Origin of the sequence: Actimicrobium antarcticum (assembly GCF_039536745.1) — a bacterium.
GTDB lineage: Bacteria > Pseudomonadota > Gammaproteobacteria > Burkholderiales > Burkholderiaceae_D > Actimicrobium > Actimicrobium antarcticum.
Genome location: NZ_BAAAZE010000009.1, coordinates 1 through 15858 on the forward strand (window position 1 = coordinate 1; position 15858 = coordinate 15858).

A 15858-nucleotide genomic window follows, 5' to 3' on the forward strand; every position below is an offset into this window, starting at 1 on the left:
CTTCGCGCTAAATCTCGTATTCGTTAAAAGTAGCACTGGTCAAGACGTTGCTCGTGAGGCGCTTACCACCAATCTGCTGATTCTTGCGAGATAAAGCTCCAGCATCCCTCACCGTCGAACCTTGGACCGAATCCTTAGCGTTAAGACATACGCTACGAACAAACCTTCACCGAGCTGAGACCTCCCGGTTCACTTCAACGCTTGCAGTGTGGGCAGGCCGGTACTGTAAAACGGATACTGGCTCGACACCTTCCGTTGAAAAACGCAAAAGTAATTTTTGTATTTCTGATAGCGACGATTCGGTCTTGCACGGACGATCAAGCAACGACTTCTTGTTTAATTTGAACTAAAGCAAGCTTGTTGCGACTCATGGAAGAGCACCCGAAAAACCGAACACCTACTTCCCGAGGCTGACATGGCTGCTAATGACGTAAATCCAGTATTACGAAGACTCAATACACGTTACGACGATGCCAACGAAAAACTTGATCATCATTTCGATAGTGCGATGCATGGTGAAGAGCCGGACCCGGCCGAATTTTTCGCGCTGATTCAAAAGCGCCAGATTACACAGCAGGCGATGGATGCCACGCTAAAATTGCATGAGAAGGCCAAAAAAACAGTCATGAGCGAGTCGCATTGAGCAACGGTCATGACTGAGGCGCAACTTCATAACGTCTTGAGCAGTTTGTCCATCAATCGGATTACCGAATTTGACGGAGCGAAGATTTGTCTGAAGCTGTTTCCTGGTGGCGCTGTGTTGTCGGCTGAACTAGGTGCGAAATCCTCGCCGCAGGCATTGCAGACACTTCTCGAACAAGGTTTTTCCTGGGCGCTGTTGTTTGACGCGGGTATCGCGGTTGATGGTTCCGGTAACCGCGTCCTGCTGACTCACTGGCTACCGAATGTACATTCATGGCAAGCGGCAGAGCCAGCCCTTGAACAACTACTCAATCAGCTAGACCTCTGCCAATCCCTTTTGGGATCCACTACTGAATCGCCAAAAGTCACTTCCCGATCCAAGGAGGAATTGCGGTTCAGAGCGTTGCTTTCACGTTGAACTTCACCGTGCGCTTGCTGGTTTGACCGCGTTGTTCTGTCATTTATCGCTCAAAGGATGCTTTATGAACCGCGCACAAAAGTTCGTCCGAAGGATCCAGCCTGCCGGATCAGACAAATCGGTCAATGTATTTCGTCGCTGTGGACTGTCAGTGCTATTGACGCTAATGCTTTCACTGACCTCTGTGCCAATCGCGACCGCCGCTGTACCCACGAGCTGGAAAGCCACCGGCTTTGCCATCAATGCAACAGGCATGACGCTCAATGGAGTTCTCAAGGAATTCAGTGCAACATACGGCGTCAAGTTGCTCAACTCAATTCCTGCGGATGTCACTTTGCAAGGGCGGTTTCAAGCAACAAATGGCGCCGAGTTTCTCGATAGGTTGTCAGCGAAGCACGCCTTCAAATGGTTTGTGTACAACGACACGTTGTATGTCGTCCGGTCAAATGATGCGACATCCATGCGCATTCAGGTCGGAGAGGATGCCGTACAGGATGCCAAGGCAGCGCTCATCGGATTGGGTTTATTCGATGCCCGATTCGGTTGGGGGGAAATGCCGGATGAAGGCACCGTGCTCGTCAGCGGTCCGCGTCAATATGTCGAACTGGTGCGTGAAACACTGCTGCCAACGGGAGAAGCAAAAAAAACCGGTGGGACCGAAAAACAATTGATGGTGTTTCGGCTCAAATACGCCAGTGCAACGGATCGTACGATCAGCACCCGCGGCCAGGGCGACAACGTGATTCCGGGTGTGAAGACTATCTTGTCGGGATTACTGAATACTTCCTCTCCACAAAACTTTTCCGGTCAGAACGAATTCACATCGTCCAGCGACAAACGGTCGCGTCTCGGGAAATCAGGTCGCGGCAGCGCCAGAGAACTGTCGTCCAGCCAGGGTAATGGCGAGTCCAGCCGCACTCTGCTGTCCCAGGCCCGCGACTACAACGGCGGTGCTCATTCGAATGGCGACGATGGCGATCAGGAGGACTCCAAACGTTCTTCAAAACAAAAAAGCCAGGGCGTGAAAATCGATGCAGATCAATCCCTTAACGCGATCATCATTTACGACAGTGGCAACAAGCGGGCGATGTACCAGGCGCTCATTACCGAGCTGGATATCGAACCGCAGCAAATCGAGATCGAAGCACTGATTGTCGACATCGACCGGAGTCAGCTCAATGCCCTCGGTGCCGAATGGGGCTTCAATGCCGGCAACATTAGTGCCACGTTCAATGGCACGTCGACAAACTCACTTGGCGCGTCTTTGCCGATCTCGGGTTCGACGCTCATGATCAAGAATGCGGCTAATTTCTACGCTCGGCTGACGGCGATGGAAAACAAGGGAGACGCCCGTGTCCTGGCAAAGCCAACGATTTCCACACTGGAAAACATCGCGGCCGTTCTGGATCTCAGCCAGAGCCGCTACCTGCCACTGGTTGGTGAGCGTGTCGTCGATCTTGCCAATGTCAATGTCGGTACGATGCTGAAGGTGACGCCGCGCATTGTGCGTGAAGGTGCCCTGACACGGGTGCGGCTCGACATCAATATTGAAGATGGCGCTTTTTCCGCCGACGCTGCATCAAGTACCAACGTCACACGGTCCACCATTACGACGCAGGCGATCATCGAGCCACAACATACTTTGCTCATCGGCGGTTACCACTCGGAAGCAAAAACACAAAACCGGCAAAAAATTCCAGTTCTCGGCGATATTCCGCTCTTCGGTGGCCTGTTCCAGAATAATTCCGATAGTGTCAGTAACCGTGAGCGCCTGTTCCTGATCACGCCGCGCATTTCCGGCCTCACCGGCATACAGGCAAACAGGCAGTCGGCGATTGCAGCAAAGGCCCGCGAGATTCTGGAAGCAGAGAAAGCATCGCAGGCGGTTCCGCAAAAAAAAAATCAGTTAGCTCCGGTATTGCCCCCGGTACGTAACTCGGTAGTGGAAACGGTTGTTCCTGATGCAGCCGTCACTCCTTCATCACGGAAGCCTGCATCGGGCAGGGGCCCAGCGCCAGATAATGTGCTGGAAACCCTTACCCGAGCGCAAGTCAGCCAGGTAATCGCTTCCAACGAGGCGATGCCGAATGTGCCACAGCGTACGTACGACACGGTTACGGAGCCGAGTGTGACGGACAACCGAACTGCAAAAAAAAAGAAACAGCCGGTACTGATGCTTCGCTACCGGCAATGACTTTTTATCAGTGCGGAACGGACCTCAATTGCTTCCCGGCGAGCTAGTTGCCGGTGTCCCGAGCGCTGCCATCAATTGCTGACGCGTTGCCGCATCCTGCGGGGCAACACCAAATCCGGTCATGACGCCATGTCGATCATAAAAACGAGCAATGGTCTGCACACCGCCAGACGTCTCGATCCAGTGTCCTGAAGCCACCTCCTGCGGCGCGGGTGCAACCAGCGCCAGCGGATAACTTGGTGTCTTGACGAGAACCGGCGAGGGCTTCAGATCAATGACAGTCGGTGTTCCAGAGAGCGTCCTGGCAATTGCGCGGGCGGCGGTCATCAGTGGAGCGATGTACGGCAAGATCTGACCCATCGCCATGTTACCTGCCGTGTATTCTGCGCAGTCACCCAGCGCATAGATAGCAGGTGCGGTTGTGCGACCAAATGAATCGACCACGATGCCGCGATGAACTTGCAAGCCGGCTGCAGCTGCCAGTGCCACATCCGGCCGCAAGCCGACTGCTGATAACACCAGATCCACATCGATACTGCTGCCATTGGCCAGGCTAACCCGAATCGCGCGATCAGCCTGGTCGACTGACGAGGCGGTAGTTCCCAGCATCAGCTTCACCCCTTTGTTCTCCAGCGCCGACTGCAGTCCGCGTGAGAGCGCAGGAGATGCCAGTGCTGCCAGCGGCAAGGTATTGGGATCAATCAGCGTGACCCGATGCCCGCCGCCGGTCAGATCGTCAGCGAACTCGCATCCGATCAGTCCGGCGCCCAATATGGCGATACGGATTCCCTTGCCGCTCTGGTCGCGCTCACACCGCAAGCGAAACGCCGCATAGTCGTCGATGTGATTGACGGCCAGTATCCCTGTAGCGGCATTGCCGGGAATCGCCAAGCGGATAGGTTGTGCGCCCACCGCAATCACACACTGTTCGTAGGCCATCTCGCCCTGATCTGTATTGACGCACTTGCGCGCGGGATCGATTGCGTTGACGCGTGTTTTGGCAAGAATCGTTGCATCGAGTTGCGTCGCCATTTGCTCCCTGGTCTGGCTGACCAGTTGACTGGCCGATTTCCCCTGAGCGTAGGCATTCGACAGCATGGGCTTTGAATAGAAGCCGCCGCTGTCTGACGTAATGATCGTGAGTGGAGACACGTTGTCGAGCTTGCGAAATTCGCGTGCGAGCGTGTAGCCGGCAAGGCCGGCGCCGATAATGATGACAGGGTTCATTGGTTCATTGGTTCAGGAAGAGGTTGTGCAGCAACGCTACCGACAAGACCGCAGAATACCAATTTTAGTAACCTGACAGAAATTGATTGTCGATATTCGTCGGATCGTTGTCGGCGACCACTGCGCTTCCGGAAGAGGGTCATCTATCACTTTTGGAAGGCTCCCTTGGTACAAATACCTATCAAAACGGGCTTCCTGCTCTGCTAAAATCCAAGACCACGTTATGAAACTCAACAGGAAGGCTGCAGAGATGGATTCGATGATCGAGAAAAAAGAAGAGATTCGCCAGCAACTACGCCAGGCAGCTCTCGAATACCACGAGTTTCCCACTCCCGGAAAAATCAGCGTCACCCCCACCAAACAACTCACCAACCAGCGCGACCTGGCCCTGGCCTATTCGCCCGGTGTCGCTGCTGCTTGCGAAGAAATCGTCGCCGATCCCGCCAATGCGTTCCGCTACACCGCGCGTGGCAACCTGGTCGCTGTCATCACCAACGGCACCGCCGTGCTCGGACTGGGCAATATCGGACCGCTGGCGTCAAAACCGGTGATGGAAGGCAAGGGCGTGCTGTTCAAGAAATTCGCCGGCATCGACGTCTTCGACATCGAAATCAACGAACTCGATCCGGACAAGCTGTGCGACATCATCGCCTCGCTGGAGCCCACATTCGGCGGCATCAACCTCGAAGACATCAAAGCGCCGGAATGTTTTTACATCGAGCGCAAACTGCGCGACCGCATGAAAATTCCGGTCTTCCACGATGACCAGCACGGCACCGCCATCATCGTTGGCGCCGCCATCCTGAACGGATTGAAGGTGGTCGGCAAGGATATCGCCAACTGCAAACTGGTCGTCAGTGGCGCGGGCGCCGCAGCGCTGGCTTGCCTCGACCTGATCGTCGATCTCGGATTCCCGATCAAGAACATTTTCGTCACCGACCTGGCCGGCGTCGTCTACGAAGGCCGGGTTGAACTGATGGACCCGGACAAGTCGCGTTTTGCGCAGGTCACCGATGCACGCACGCTGGCCGATGTGATGCCCGGCGCCGACATCTTCCTCGGTCTGTCAGCCGGTGGCGTCCTCAAGCAAGACATGGTCAAGGGCATGGCGGTCAACCCGCTGGTGTTTGCACTGGCCAATCCGACACCGGAAATCCTGCCGGAAGAAGTCATGGCAGTACGCGGCGATGCGATCATCGCCACTGGCCGTTCGGACTATCCGAACCAGGTCAACAACGTCCTGTGCTTTCCGTATATTTTCCGCGGCGCGCTCGATTGCGGCGCCACTACCATCACGCGTGAAATGGAAATCGCGTCGGTCCATGCCATCGCCGAGCTGGCGCAGGCCGAGCAGTCCGATATCGTTGCGACGACCTACGGCATTGCCAATCTCAGCTTTGGTCGTGAATACCTGATCCCGAAACCGTTCGATCCGCGCCTGATGATGAAGATTGCGCCAGCGGTCGCCAAGGCCGCTGCGGACTCGGGTGTCGCAGCACGTCCGATCGTGGACATGGATGCCTACCGCGACCGCCTGCAGCAGTTCGTCTACCACAGCGGCACGTTCATGAAGCCGCTGTTCCAGCTGGCCAAGAACGCCCCCGACGAACTCAAGCGCATCGTGTTCGCCGAAGGTGAAGAAGAACGCGTTTTGCGCGCAGTACAGGTCGTCGTCGACGAGCGCCTGGCCAAACCGATCCTGGTCGGTCGTCCGGCGGTGCTGGAGCAGCGCATTGAAAAGTTCGGCCTGCGCCTGAAACCGCATATCGATTTTGAAGTCATCAATCCGGATCAGGACGATCGGTACCGCGATTTCTGGCAGACCTACCTCGCAATGACTGTCCGTAAAGGTGTCACCGAGCAGTGGGCCAAGCTGGAAATGCGTCGCCGCCATTCGCTGATCGGCGCGATGATGATCCACAAGAATCATGCCGACGGTATGATCTGCGGCACCTTCGGCACCACCGCGCTGCACTTGCATTACATCGACCAGGTACTGGGCAAGCGCGAAGGCGTGAACGTCTATGCCGCGATGAACGGCCTGATCCTGCCGGACCGCCAGCTGGTACTCGTCGACACCCACGTCAACGAAAATCCGACCGCCGAGCAACTGGCCGAGATCACGATTCTTGCTGCAGAAGAGATGAAGCGCTTTGGCTTGTTGCCACGTGCCGCGCTGCTGTCGCATTCCAGCTTCGGTTCCAGCAACAGCGAATCGGCCAGGAAAATGCGTGCGGCCCTTGCCATCATCCAGCGCGACGCGCCGGGCCTCGAAATTGATGGCGAGATGCATGGCGATGCTGCGCTCGACACCAAGCTGCGCAACAAGATGATGCCGGACTCGCCGTTGACCGGCGACGCCAACTTGCTCGTCATGCCGAACATGGACGCCGCCAATATCGCCTACAACCTGCTCAAGGTGGCGGCGGGTAACGGTATTGCGATTGGTCCGATCTTGCTCGGTTGCGCCAAGCCAGTGCACATCCTGACCCCGTCAGCGACCGTGCGCCGGATCGTCAACATGACCGCATTGTGCGTGGTGGATGCCATTGCCCAGCGCTGACAGGTAACGCTAGGCTTCGGGCGCACTGATGGACTGAAAGCCGTCTGCCAATCTGGCAGGCGGCTTTTTTCATGGGCAACGCAGAGCCATCGCCGAGCCGAAATTCAGAGCAACTTGAGCGGTACGCGTCCGGTCGGTACAACCGTCGATGCCCGGTCGCAATGACCCGGCTGGTCATCGAAAAACATATGCGGCTTGAACGCCGCCAGCACATCCGACTTCGCGACCCCTCCCATGAAAAATGTCTCATCGATCGTCACGTCCCAGGCCCGCAATGTCCTGATGACGCGCTCGTGTGCCGGAGACGAGCGCGCTGTCACCAGCGCGGTTCGAATTGGCTGCGGCTTTCCGTTGGTCGCCTTGAAATTATTCTGGATGAATGACAGCGCCTTCAACAGGCGTGCAAACGGACCTTCGGGTAACGGCTTCAGTGCATTTTCCCGCTCGTGCCGTTCGAATGCCTCAATGCCCTGTGTCTGGAAAATCCGCTCCGATTCATCGGAAAAAATAACCGCATCGCCATCGAAAGCAATCCGGATCTGGTCCAGTTCTTCCAGTAAATTTTCAGGTTTCTGATACAGCAGTGCACCCGCCACGCCCGAGTCCACCGCTGCCTGCACATCGTCTTCATGCAGTGACAGGAACAGGCTGACATTGAATGCACGCAAATATGGCGACAGCGGTGCGCCACCCGACAGCACTGCACGGGTAATGTCGAGGTCGTAATGAGCGATCGAGTTGAAAATACGCATCGAGGTTTCGGACGAGTTGCGCGACATGATCACGACCTCCACAAAGCGCTGGTTATGGGTCAGCGCGTTGAGTTTCAGCAGTGCCCGCACCAGCGCAAAACCCGCGCCCAGTTTGAGAACCTGGTCCTCATGATCCAGCTGATGCTGGCGATAGGCTTCCAGTCCTTGTTCCTGAAACAAGGTTTCCTCAACTTCCAGATCGAAGAGCGCACGGGAAGAAATCCCGACGACGAGCAGATGGTCCAGTGATACGGGCATGGTGATTGGTCGCTTCGTTGTGGTCGGCTGGCATGATGATCGGGATGTTAGCGAAGCCCAGTATATCGACGCCGGATGATTTTGCCGGGACTGTCGCTGGCAGCAGATTAAAAAACCGCATCCTTTTCACGGTGAGCACTGGGCGCGGGATTCTTGCAGAGAATTCGCGGCGCCGAATTCAGCGTAGAGAGTTGAAATTCAAGGGGTGGGGATTTTAGAGAGGAAATGCAAAAAGCGCAGAACAAGTCTGCGCTTTTTGCTGAAATCCTGGTGCCCGAGGCCGGACTTGAACCGGCACGCCTTGCGGCGGCGGATTTTGAGTCCGCTACGTCTACCAATTCCATCACTCGGGCGACGCAGGCAGCATTATGTCCGATTAACCCGCGCGGAGCAACCACGCAAGCGCATTGATTGTGTGGTTGCTCCGTCGCCTTCGCGGTTATGATTCCTGTGTATTTCACCCTGCCGTGCACTGCGGCTGCTAACAATGATGCGTTTCAAAAAAATTCGTGAAATCGTCCTGGGCAAAGCGCTCGATCCGCTGAAAAGCGAGACCCGGCATTCGCTGGCACTGGTGGCGTTCCTGGCCTGGGTCGGGCTCGGCGCGGATGGCTTGTCGTCGTCGGCCTACGGTCCGGAGGAAACCTTCCGTGCGCTCGGCCAACACACCCATCTCGGGTTGTACATGGCGATTGCGACCGCGCTGACGGTGTTCATCATCGCGCTGGCATACAACCAGGTGATCGAGCTGTTTCCTACCGGTGGAGGCGGTTATCGGGTGGCATCCAGGCTGGTAGGCCCCTACATGGGATTGGTGGCCGGGTGCGCGCTGATTCTCGACTATGTGCTGACGGTGGCGATTTCGGTGGCGGCTGGTGTGGAGGCGGTGGCGTCGTTGCTGCCACTCGGGTTTCATGCCTACAAATTGTGGGCCGAAGTGCTGGTGATCGGCATGCTGATCGTACTGAATTTACGCGGGATGAAAGAGGCGATCAAAATTCTGTTGCCGATTTTTCTGGGCTTTGTGGTCACGCACTTATTCCTGATCGTGTATGGCATCGTTGCCCATGCCGATAATCTGCCCGGGTTGATACCGAATACGCTGGCCGAGACGACACAGCTGGCCGGTAATATCGGCTGGATCGCGGTGTCCGGGATGTTGTTGCTGGCGTACTCGCAAGGCGGTGGTACCTACACAGGTCTGGAGGCGGTCTCCAATAACGTCAATATCCTGGCCGAGCCACGCGTCCATACCGGCAAGATGACGATGTTCTACATGGCACTCTCGCTGGCCTTCACGGCCAGCGGCATCATCCTGCTGTACCTGCTGTGGGATGCACGACCGGTCGAAGGACAGACCCTGAATGCGACCACGTTCAAGGCCATCATCGACAGTCTCAGGCTCGGTGACTGGACCAGCCGGATCGTGTTGATCGTGGTGCTGGCGTTCGAGGCTGGGCTACTGTTCGTGGCAGCCAACACCGGTTTTCTGGGTGGGCCAGCGGTGTTGTCGAACATGGCGGCGGACTCCTGGGTGCCGCATAAATTCCGTTACCTGTCGACCCGGCTGGTGACACAAAACGGCATTCTGGTGATGGGTGTGGCGGCGCTGGCCATCCTGTTCTGGACCCGGGGTAGCGTCACGCTGCTGGTGGTGCTGTATTCGATTTCGGTGTTCCTGACGTTTGCCATCTCGCTCTTCGGCCTGTGCCTGTACTGGTGGCGTCATCGCAAGGAACTTGATCACTGGCTGCGCCGTTTCCTGTTGTCGCTGGTGGGGTTTGTTATTTGCGCCAGCATTCTGGTGGTGCTGCTAATCGAGAAATTTACGGACGGCGGATGGGCCACTGCAGTCATTATTGCCGCCATCGCCGCGCTGTGTATTTACATCCGCAACCATTACAGCCAAACCAAGGAAGCGATCCGGTCAGTCGATCAGGTGTTTGCCAACCAGCCATTCGGTCCGCAAGTGGGGCCGGTGTTGCCGAACCCGGATGACCAGACTGCCGTGTTCATTGTCGGCACCTCGCGTGGCGGCGGATTGCACGCCCTGCTGTGGGTCCAGCGCATGTTTCCGGGGCATTTCAAGAACTTCATTTTCGTCAATGCGCGCACGGTGGATTCGCATGCGTACGGTGGCGAAGGTGCGGTCGAATTGATGCGGGTAGAGGCCGAGGCGACGCTGAAGTTCTTCGTTGATTTTTGTCACAGCCACGGGATGGCTTCGGCGTCCTATCTAGGCTTCGGGACGGATGTCGTCAATGAAGTGACGACCCTGTGCGCGTCAATCAGCAAGGAATATCCGAACGCCATTTTCTTCACCAGCAAGCTCATCTTCGAAGCCGACAACTGGTTCATACGCCTGCTGCACAATCAGGCCGCGCTGGCGATCCAGCGGCGCCTGCATTTTGACGGCTTGCAAATGGTGATTCTGCCGATGAAGGTATAGCGGCATTCAGGGTTTTCGGAAGGGCAATGCAGGGCCTGCAATCAGGCGCTGACCAATTGCGCTGCGAAGGCTTCCAGATGCTGGTCGGTACTGCCAAACTGCAGTTCGATCGCCATCAGTCGCTTGAAATAATGACTGACGATCAGCTCATCGGTCACGCCCATTCCGCCAAACAGTTGTACCGCCTGTTGCCCGACAAAGCGGCAGGCCTGGCCGATCACGACCTTGGCAGCCGACAGGGCATGTGCTCGTAGCGCCAGATCCGGATCGGTACACCGGACTGCTGCCAGATAGCTCATCGAGCGTGCCTGTTCGATGTGCAGGACCATGTCGGCCATGCGGTGTTGCAGGGCCTGGAATTTTCCGATGGGCACGCCAAATTGCTGGCGATCGCGCGCGTAGGCGACGGTGGCGGCGAGCAGTTTGTCGACGATGCCCACTGCTTCAGCGCACACGGCGGCGAGGCCGAGATCGCGTACGTCGGAGAGTGCCGATTCGGCGTCGCCGCTGCTCAGCATGGCATCCCGTGCCACCTTCACGTTGACCAGAAACACCTCGCTGGCGGGCACGCCATCGACGGTCTGATACGACACCAGCCGGACGCCGGCGGTATCGCGCGGTATGCCGATCACGCCGAGCCGGCCATCCGGCATGCGTGCGCTGACCAGCAGCAACTGCGCCGAGGCAGCATGCACGACCAGGCACTTGTGACCGTGCAGCACAAAGCCGTCACCGTCGACTGTGGCGTGTGTCGCGATCTCGCGCCAGTCGAAACGGCTGCCGGCTTCATCGAGTGCCGGTACCGCAATCAACTCTCCTGCCATCAGTGCCGGCAACAGGTGCGCGCGCTGCGTCGGGTTGCCCAGGCGCGCTACGAGCGTGGTCGCCAGCACTGCGCTGGCCAGGTACGGTTCCAGCACCAGTGCCTCGCCCATCACCGTCATCACCAGCATCGTGTCGATGGTGCTGCCGCCGAGTCCGTCGTCGGCTTCGGGCACCAGCAATCCGAGCAAGCCGAGGTCGGCAAAACCTTGCCAGACGGCCGGGCTCAATCCGTGCGCGGCGCCATCCTTGATCTCCCTGCGTGTGGCGAAGTCGTAGTCCTTGCCGACAAAGCGGCGAGTCGTATCGAGCAGCATGTTCTGCTCGTCGGTAAAAGTAAAGTCCATGTCAGAGTCCCAGAATCATCTGCGCGATGATGTTCTTTTGAATTTCGTTCGAGCCGCCGTAGATCGACAGCTTGCGCATGTTGAGATAGCTGGCAGCGAGTGCCGTAGCATCTTCGGGTCCGACTGCCTCGCCGTCGAAACCGCTGGCCATCGCATCGCGTCGCAGTGGCAGCGCATACGGACCAACGGCTTGCGTCAGCAATTCGGTAATCGCCTGCTGGATTTCGGTGCCCTTGATCTTCAGGATCGACGCTTCCGGACCCGGCGTGCGACGTTCGGATTCGGCCGCCAGCACGCGCAGGTTGGTGATCTCCAGTGCCATCAGGTCGATCTCGATCTGGGCCACGCGCGCACCGAACAGCGGGTCTTGCAGCAGCGGTTTGCCGTGCTTCATTTGCCGGCCTGCGACACGTTTGAGTCGCGCCAGTTCGCGCTTGGCGATACCGATGCCGGCGATGTTGGTGCGCTCGTGGCCCAGCAGGAATTTGGCGTAGGTCCAGCCCTGATTTTCGGTGCCGACCAGGTTGTCGACGGGGACGCGCACATTGTCGAACCAGACTTCATTGACCTCGTGGGCGCCATCCATCGTAATGATCGGACGCACCGTGATGCCGGGCGATGTCATGTCGATCAACAGGAATGAAATCCCGCGTTGCGGCTTGACCTCCGGATCGGTGCGCACCAGGCAAAAAATCCAGTCGGCGTACTGGCCCAGCGTGGTCCAGGTTTTCTGGCCATTCACCACATACGCATCGCCATCGCGCACCGCACTGGTCTTCACCGATGCCAGGTCGGAGCCCGCGCCCGGTTCGGAATAGCCCTGGCACCACCACTCCTGGCCTGCCAGAATTTTTGGCAGATGGCGTTGCTGTTGCGCTGGCGAGCCGAACTGCATCAGCACCGGCGCGACCATTTTCAGGCCGAACGGCACTGCCCGCGGCGCACCGGCGGCAGCCGATTCTTCTTCGAAAATATACTGTTGCGTGGCATTCCAGCCCGTGCCGCCAAAGGCCTGCGGCCATGATGGCGCGCCCCAGCCCTGCGCATGCAGCAGGTGCTGCCAGCGCAGGTAATCGTCACGCCCGAGGATCCAGCCCTGCGTGACCTTTTGCCGGATATCCGCAGGCAGATTGTGCACAATGAAATTGCGTACCTCCAAACGGAATGCTTGCTCGTCGTTGCTGAAATTCAGATCCATGCGGGTCTCGTCTCTACGGTCTAATGTTGAGTGTGTCGGCCAGGTTGTTTCAGCTGCTGAATGCCTGGATGCCGGTCATCGCACGACCCAGGATCAGCGCATGGATATCGTGCGTGCCTTCGTAGGTATTGACGACTTCCAGGTTGACCATGTGACGGATCACGCCGTACTCGTCCGAGATGCCATTCCCGCCCAGCATGTCGCGGGCAACCCGTGCGATATCGAGTGACTTGCCGCACGAATTGCGCTTCATCATTGAGGTAATTTCCACCGCAGCCGTGCCTTCGTCTTTCATGCGTCCGAGCCGCAGCACACCTTGCAGGCCCATCGTGATTTCGGTCTGCATGTCGGCCAGTTTTTTCTGGATCAGCTGGTTGGCCGCGAGCGGCTTGCCGAACTGCTTGCGGTCCAGCACATACTGGCGCGCGATATGCCAGCACGATTCAGCGGCACCCAACGCACCCCAGGCGATACCGTAGCGCGCAGCATTCAGACAGGTGAAAGGACCTTTCAGGCCACGGATATCCGGGAAGGCATTTTCTTCGGGACAGAACACGTTATCCATCACGATCTCGCCGGTCAGCGAGGCGCGCAATCCGAACTTGCCGTGGATGGCGGGTGCCGACAAACCGGCCATGCCTTTTTCGAGCAGGAAACCGCGGATCGCGCCTTCATCATCCTTGGCCCAGATCACGAACACGTCGGCGATCGGCGAATTCGAAATCCACATTTTGCTGCCGGTCAGCGCATAGCCGCCGGGGACCTTGCGTGCGCGCGTGACCATTGAGCCGGGGTCGGAACCATGGTCCGGTTCGGTCAGGCCGAAGCAGCCGATGTATTCGCCGGTGGCCAGTTTTGGCAGAAAGCGCTGGCGCTGTTCTTCAGTACCGAATTCAAAAATCGGGGTCATCACCAACGATGATTGCACGCTCATCATCGAGCGATAACCGGAGTCGACCCGTTCGACTTCGCGGGCGATCAGGCCGTAGCAGACATAGTTCAGCGCGGGGCCGCCGTATTGTTCCGGAATGGTCGGGCCGAGCAGGCCGAGTTCGCCCATCTCGCGGAAAATCGAGGCATCCATTTTTTCGTGGCGGAAGGCGTCCAGTATCCGCGGCTGCAATTTGTCCTGACAGTAGGCCTGTGCGGCATCGCGCACCATGCGTTCTTCGTCGGTCAGTTGCTGGTCCAGCAGCAGCGGGTCGTCCCAATGAAATTGTGCGGATTTTTTCATGATGTTCCTCGTAAGAATGGGGTGGGTCAGTGTGACCTATTTCAGGATTCCTGATACAGCAGTGACAAACCAAGTACGGCGCGCCGCTGCAACCACGCGCTGGGCCGGTAACGTGCATCGCCGGTCTGTTGCTGGATTGTGGTCAGTATGTGCAACACGGTTGCTGCGCCCAACTGATCGCCCCAGGCCAGCGGGCCGTGCGGATAGCCCAGCCCGAGCACGACTGCACGGTCGATATCGACCGGCTGTGCGATGCCTTGCTGGGCGATTTCGCAGGCGATGTTGATGATGTGGGCGACTACGCGTTGCGCCACTAGTCCGGCGCTGTCGCGGATCACGCTGATGTGCGCACCGTTGCTGCCGAACAGGCTGCAGGCTTGCGCCAGATAGTCTGGGTCGGTGGCCGGGTTGGTCATCAGGACATGGTGGACAGAGCTGTCGAACAGGGCGTCGATGGCGACGGTGCGACGGGCGTCGAGTCCTTCGCTCACCACGCAGGCGGTGCAGTCCTGTCCGAGCGGCGTGACGATGCACAGCGCTTCGGCCGAGGGGCGCTCCGAGGATTCGAAGACATGGCCGGCGGCGAGCAGGCGTTCGGCCAGTGCCGGATGGGCCCGGCTGAGCCAGACCGATTTCGGTGTACGTTGCGGCAGTGCGATGGCGGGCTCGGTGATTTTTTTGCCGGCGGCATCGTACTGGTAGAAACCGCGCCCGGTCTTTTTGCCGAGCAGTCCCGCCACCAGCATTTGTCGCGTCAGGCCTTGCGGACGAAAACGCGGCTCCTCGAAATACTGGCGATAGATCGATTCCATTACCGGATGTGAGACATCCAGCCCGGTCATGTCCATCAATTCACAGGGGCCGAGCTTGAAACCGGCGGTGTCGCGCAGGATGCGGTCGAGTGTCGGGATCGCCGTCACGCCTTCCGACAGCACCCGCAAGCCTTCGGTGCCGAAACCACGTCCGGCATGATTGACGATGAAGCCCGGTGTATCTTTGGCGCGCACGGCGGTGTGGCCCCATTGCTGTCCGAGCACCAGCAACTGTTCGACGATCTGTTCGTCGGTCAGGATGCCGCCGATGACTTCGACGATTTTCATCACCGGCACCGGATTGAAAAAGTGGAAGCCGGCGACGCGTCGCGGATGCTGCAAACCGGCGGCAATCGAGGTCACCGACAGCGACGAGGTATTCGAGGCGAGGATGGTAGTGCTGCTGACGATGGTTTCCAGTGTGGCAAACAAGGTCTTTTTTGCGGCAAGGTCCTCGACGATGGCTTCGACGATCAAGTCACAGTCGGCCAGCTCGGATAACACGGCGCAGGGATGCAGGCGCGACAGCGCAGCGCTGGCGGCATCCGGCGTCAGCTTGCCTTTGTTGACGAGGGTATCGAACGTGGTGGCGAGCGTGTCGCGGGCGGCCGCTGCGGCACCCTCGAATCCATCGGCAAGATGGACCCGTGCACCGGCCAGTGCAGCAATCTGGGCGATGCCGCGTCCCATCACGCCGCAACCGATGATGCCGACGGTGAGTGGGGAGGGGAGGGGCTGACTGACTGCTTCGGACATGCTTCACTCCGGATAAATGTTCTGCACAGTGGAACTGATAAATACGTGTCGGTACTTTATGGCGAGCTGTGCACGCTGTCAACAACTACATGCTGCAAGGAACATCAGGAAATTCGCGGTGTTCCGGGTGCCGCTCAGACACTGCCTACTTGCCATTCATTGTTCTGCAATGCAGAATGACGGCTC

General features: G+C 58.0%; 11 protein-coding genes and 1 tRNA gene. 5 read left to right on the plus strand and 7 right to left on the minus strand.

Going from position 1 to position 15858, the window contains the following annotated elements; translation table 11 throughout:
• The first annotated feature begins 415 nt into the window (after positions 1 to 415).
• The 3 genes from ABD720_RS12630 to sctC all read left to right on the plus strand — a co-directional run bounded on the left by ABD720_RS12630 (position 416) and on the right by sctC (position 3254).
• Positions 416 to 643 carry a hypothetical protein gene (locus ABD720_RS12630; protein ID WP_344763692.1) on the plus strand — a complete coding sequence of 76 codons (228 nt, stop codon included), beginning with the start codon at positions 416 to 418 and terminating at the stop codon, positions 641 to 643.
• Between the two features lie 9 nt (positions 644 to 652).
• Complete coding sequence (locus tag ABD720_RS12635) at positions 653 to 1060, plus strand: hypothetical protein (protein ID WP_344763693.1); 408 nt, start codon at positions 653 to 655, stop codon at positions 1058 to 1060.
• A 64-nt stretch (positions 1061 to 1124) separates the two neighbouring features.
• Positions 1125 to 3254: a type III secretion system outer membrane ring subunit SctC gene (gene sctC / locus ABD720_RS12640; protein WP_344763694.1), complete on the plus strand. Its 2130-nt coding sequence runs from the start codon at positions 1125 to 1127 to the stop codon at positions 3252 to 3254.
• Positions 3255 to 3278: 24 nt separating this feature from the next.
• Here the strand turns inward: sctC and ABD720_RS12645 are convergent, their stop codons facing one another.
• The gene (locus ABD720_RS12645; RefSeq protein ID WP_344763695.1) at positions 3279 to 4481 is read right to left on the minus strand and encodes an FAD-dependent oxidoreductase; all 1203 of its coding nucleotides are present in this window, start codon (positions 4479 to 4481) and stop codon (positions 3279 to 3281) included.
• A gap of 250 nt (positions 4482 to 4731) precedes the next feature.
• Between ABD720_RS12645 and ABD720_RS12650 the strand changes: the two genes are divergently transcribed.
• A complete protein-coding gene (locus tag ABD720_RS12650) occupies positions 4732 to 7044 on the plus strand; it encodes an NADP-dependent malic enzyme (RefSeq protein ID WP_344763759.1) in 2313 nt (770 codons plus the stop codon).
• Between the two features lie 104 nt (positions 7045 to 7148).
• Here ABD720_RS12650 and ABD720_RS12655 read toward each other — a convergent pair whose 3' ends face one another.
• The gene (locus ABD720_RS12655; RefSeq protein WP_344763696.1) at positions 7149 to 8054 is read right to left on the minus strand and encodes a 5'-nucleotidase; all 906 of its coding nucleotides are present in this window, start codon (positions 8052 to 8054) and stop codon (positions 7149 to 7151) included.
• 268 nt (positions 8055 to 8322) lie between these two features.
• Positions 8323 to 8407: transfer RNA gene (locus ABD720_RS12660), tRNA-Leu, on the minus strand.
• A gap of 134 nt (positions 8408 to 8541) precedes the next feature.
• Between ABD720_RS12660 and ABD720_RS12665 the strand changes: the two genes are divergently transcribed.
• Positions 8542 to 10503: an APC family permease gene (locus ABD720_RS12665; RefSeq protein WP_425547976.1), complete on the plus strand. Its 1962-nt coding sequence runs from the start codon at positions 8542 to 8544 to the stop codon at positions 10501 to 10503.
• 41 nt (positions 10504 to 10544) lie between these two features.
• Here the strand turns inward: ABD720_RS12665 and ABD720_RS12670 are convergent, their stop codons facing one another.
• Genes ABD720_RS12670 through ABD720_RS12685 form a run of 4 tightly spaced genes read right to left on the minus strand, consistent with a single transcriptional unit; the run spans position 10545 to position 15672 of the window.
• Positions 10545 to 11672: an acyl-CoA dehydrogenase family protein gene (locus ABD720_RS12670; RefSeq protein ID WP_344763697.1), complete on the minus strand. Its 1128-nt coding sequence runs from the start codon at positions 11670 to 11672 to the stop codon at positions 10545 to 10547.
• 1 nt (position 11673) lies between these two features.
• Complete coding sequence (locus tag ABD720_RS12675) at positions 11674 to 12870, minus strand: acyl-CoA dehydrogenase family protein (RefSeq protein ID WP_344763698.1); 1197 nt, start codon at positions 12868 to 12870, stop codon at positions 11674 to 11676.
• Between the two features lie 49 nt (positions 12871 to 12919).
• Positions 12920 to 14104 (minus strand): acyl-CoA dehydrogenase, encoded by a 1185-nt coding sequence (locus tag ABD720_RS12680; RefSeq protein ID WP_344763699.1) that lies wholly within the window; start codon positions 14102 to 14104, stop codon positions 12920 to 12922.
• Between the two features lie 41 nt (positions 14105 to 14145).
• The gene (locus tag ABD720_RS12685) at positions 14146 to 15672 is read right to left on the minus strand and encodes a 3-hydroxyacyl-CoA dehydrogenase (RefSeq protein ID WP_344763700.1); all 1527 of its coding nucleotides are present in this window, start codon (positions 15670 to 15672) and stop codon (positions 14146 to 14148) included.
• Positions 15673 to 15858 lie beyond the last annotated feature (186 nt).

Excerpts from the sequence above, each read along its gene's own strand:
- ABD720_RS12685 (WP_344763700.1), bottom strand. The coding sequence starts at position 15,672 with ATGTCCGAAGCAGTCAGTCAGCCCCTCCCCTCCCCACTCACCGTCGGC.
- ABD720_RS12645 (WP_344763695.1), bottom strand. The coding sequence starts at position 4,481 with ATGAACCCTGTCATCATTATCGGCGCCGGCCTTGCCGGCTACACGCTC.
- ABD720_RS12655 (WP_344763696.1), bottom strand. The coding sequence starts at position 8,054 with ATGCCCGTATCACTGGACCATCTGCTCGTCGTCGGGATTTCTTCCCGT.
- ABD720_RS12680 (WP_344763699.1), bottom strand. The coding sequence starts at position 14,104 with ATGAAAAAATCCGCACAATTTCATTGGGACGACCCGCTGCTGCTGGAC.
- ABD720_RS12670 (WP_344763697.1), bottom strand. The coding sequence starts at position 11,672 with ATGGACTTTACTTTTACCGACGAGCAGAACATGCTGCTCGATACGACT.
- ABD720_RS12635 (WP_344763693.1), top strand. The coding sequence starts at position 653 with ATGACTGAGGCGCAACTTCATAACGTCTTGAGCAGTTTGTCCATCAAT.
- ABD720_RS12630 (WP_344763692.1), top strand. The coding sequence starts at position 416 with ATGGCTGCTAATGACGTAAATCCAGTATTACGAAGACTCAATACACGT.
- ABD720_RS12665 (WP_425547976.1), top strand. The coding sequence starts at position 8,542 with ATGATGCGTTTCAAAAAAATTCGTGAAATCGTCCTGGGCAAAGCGCTC.
- sctC (WP_344763694.1), top strand. The coding sequence starts at position 1,125 with ATGAACCGCGCACAAAAGTTCGTCCGAAGGATCCAGCCTGCCGGATCA.
- ABD720_RS12650 (WP_344763759.1), top strand. The coding sequence starts at position 4,732 with ATGGATTCGATGATCGAGAAAAAAGAAGAGATTCGCCAGCAACTACGC.
- ABD720_RS12675 (WP_344763698.1), bottom strand. The coding sequence starts at position 12,870 with ATGGATCTGAATTTCAGCAACGACGAGCAAGCATTCCGTTTGGAGGTA.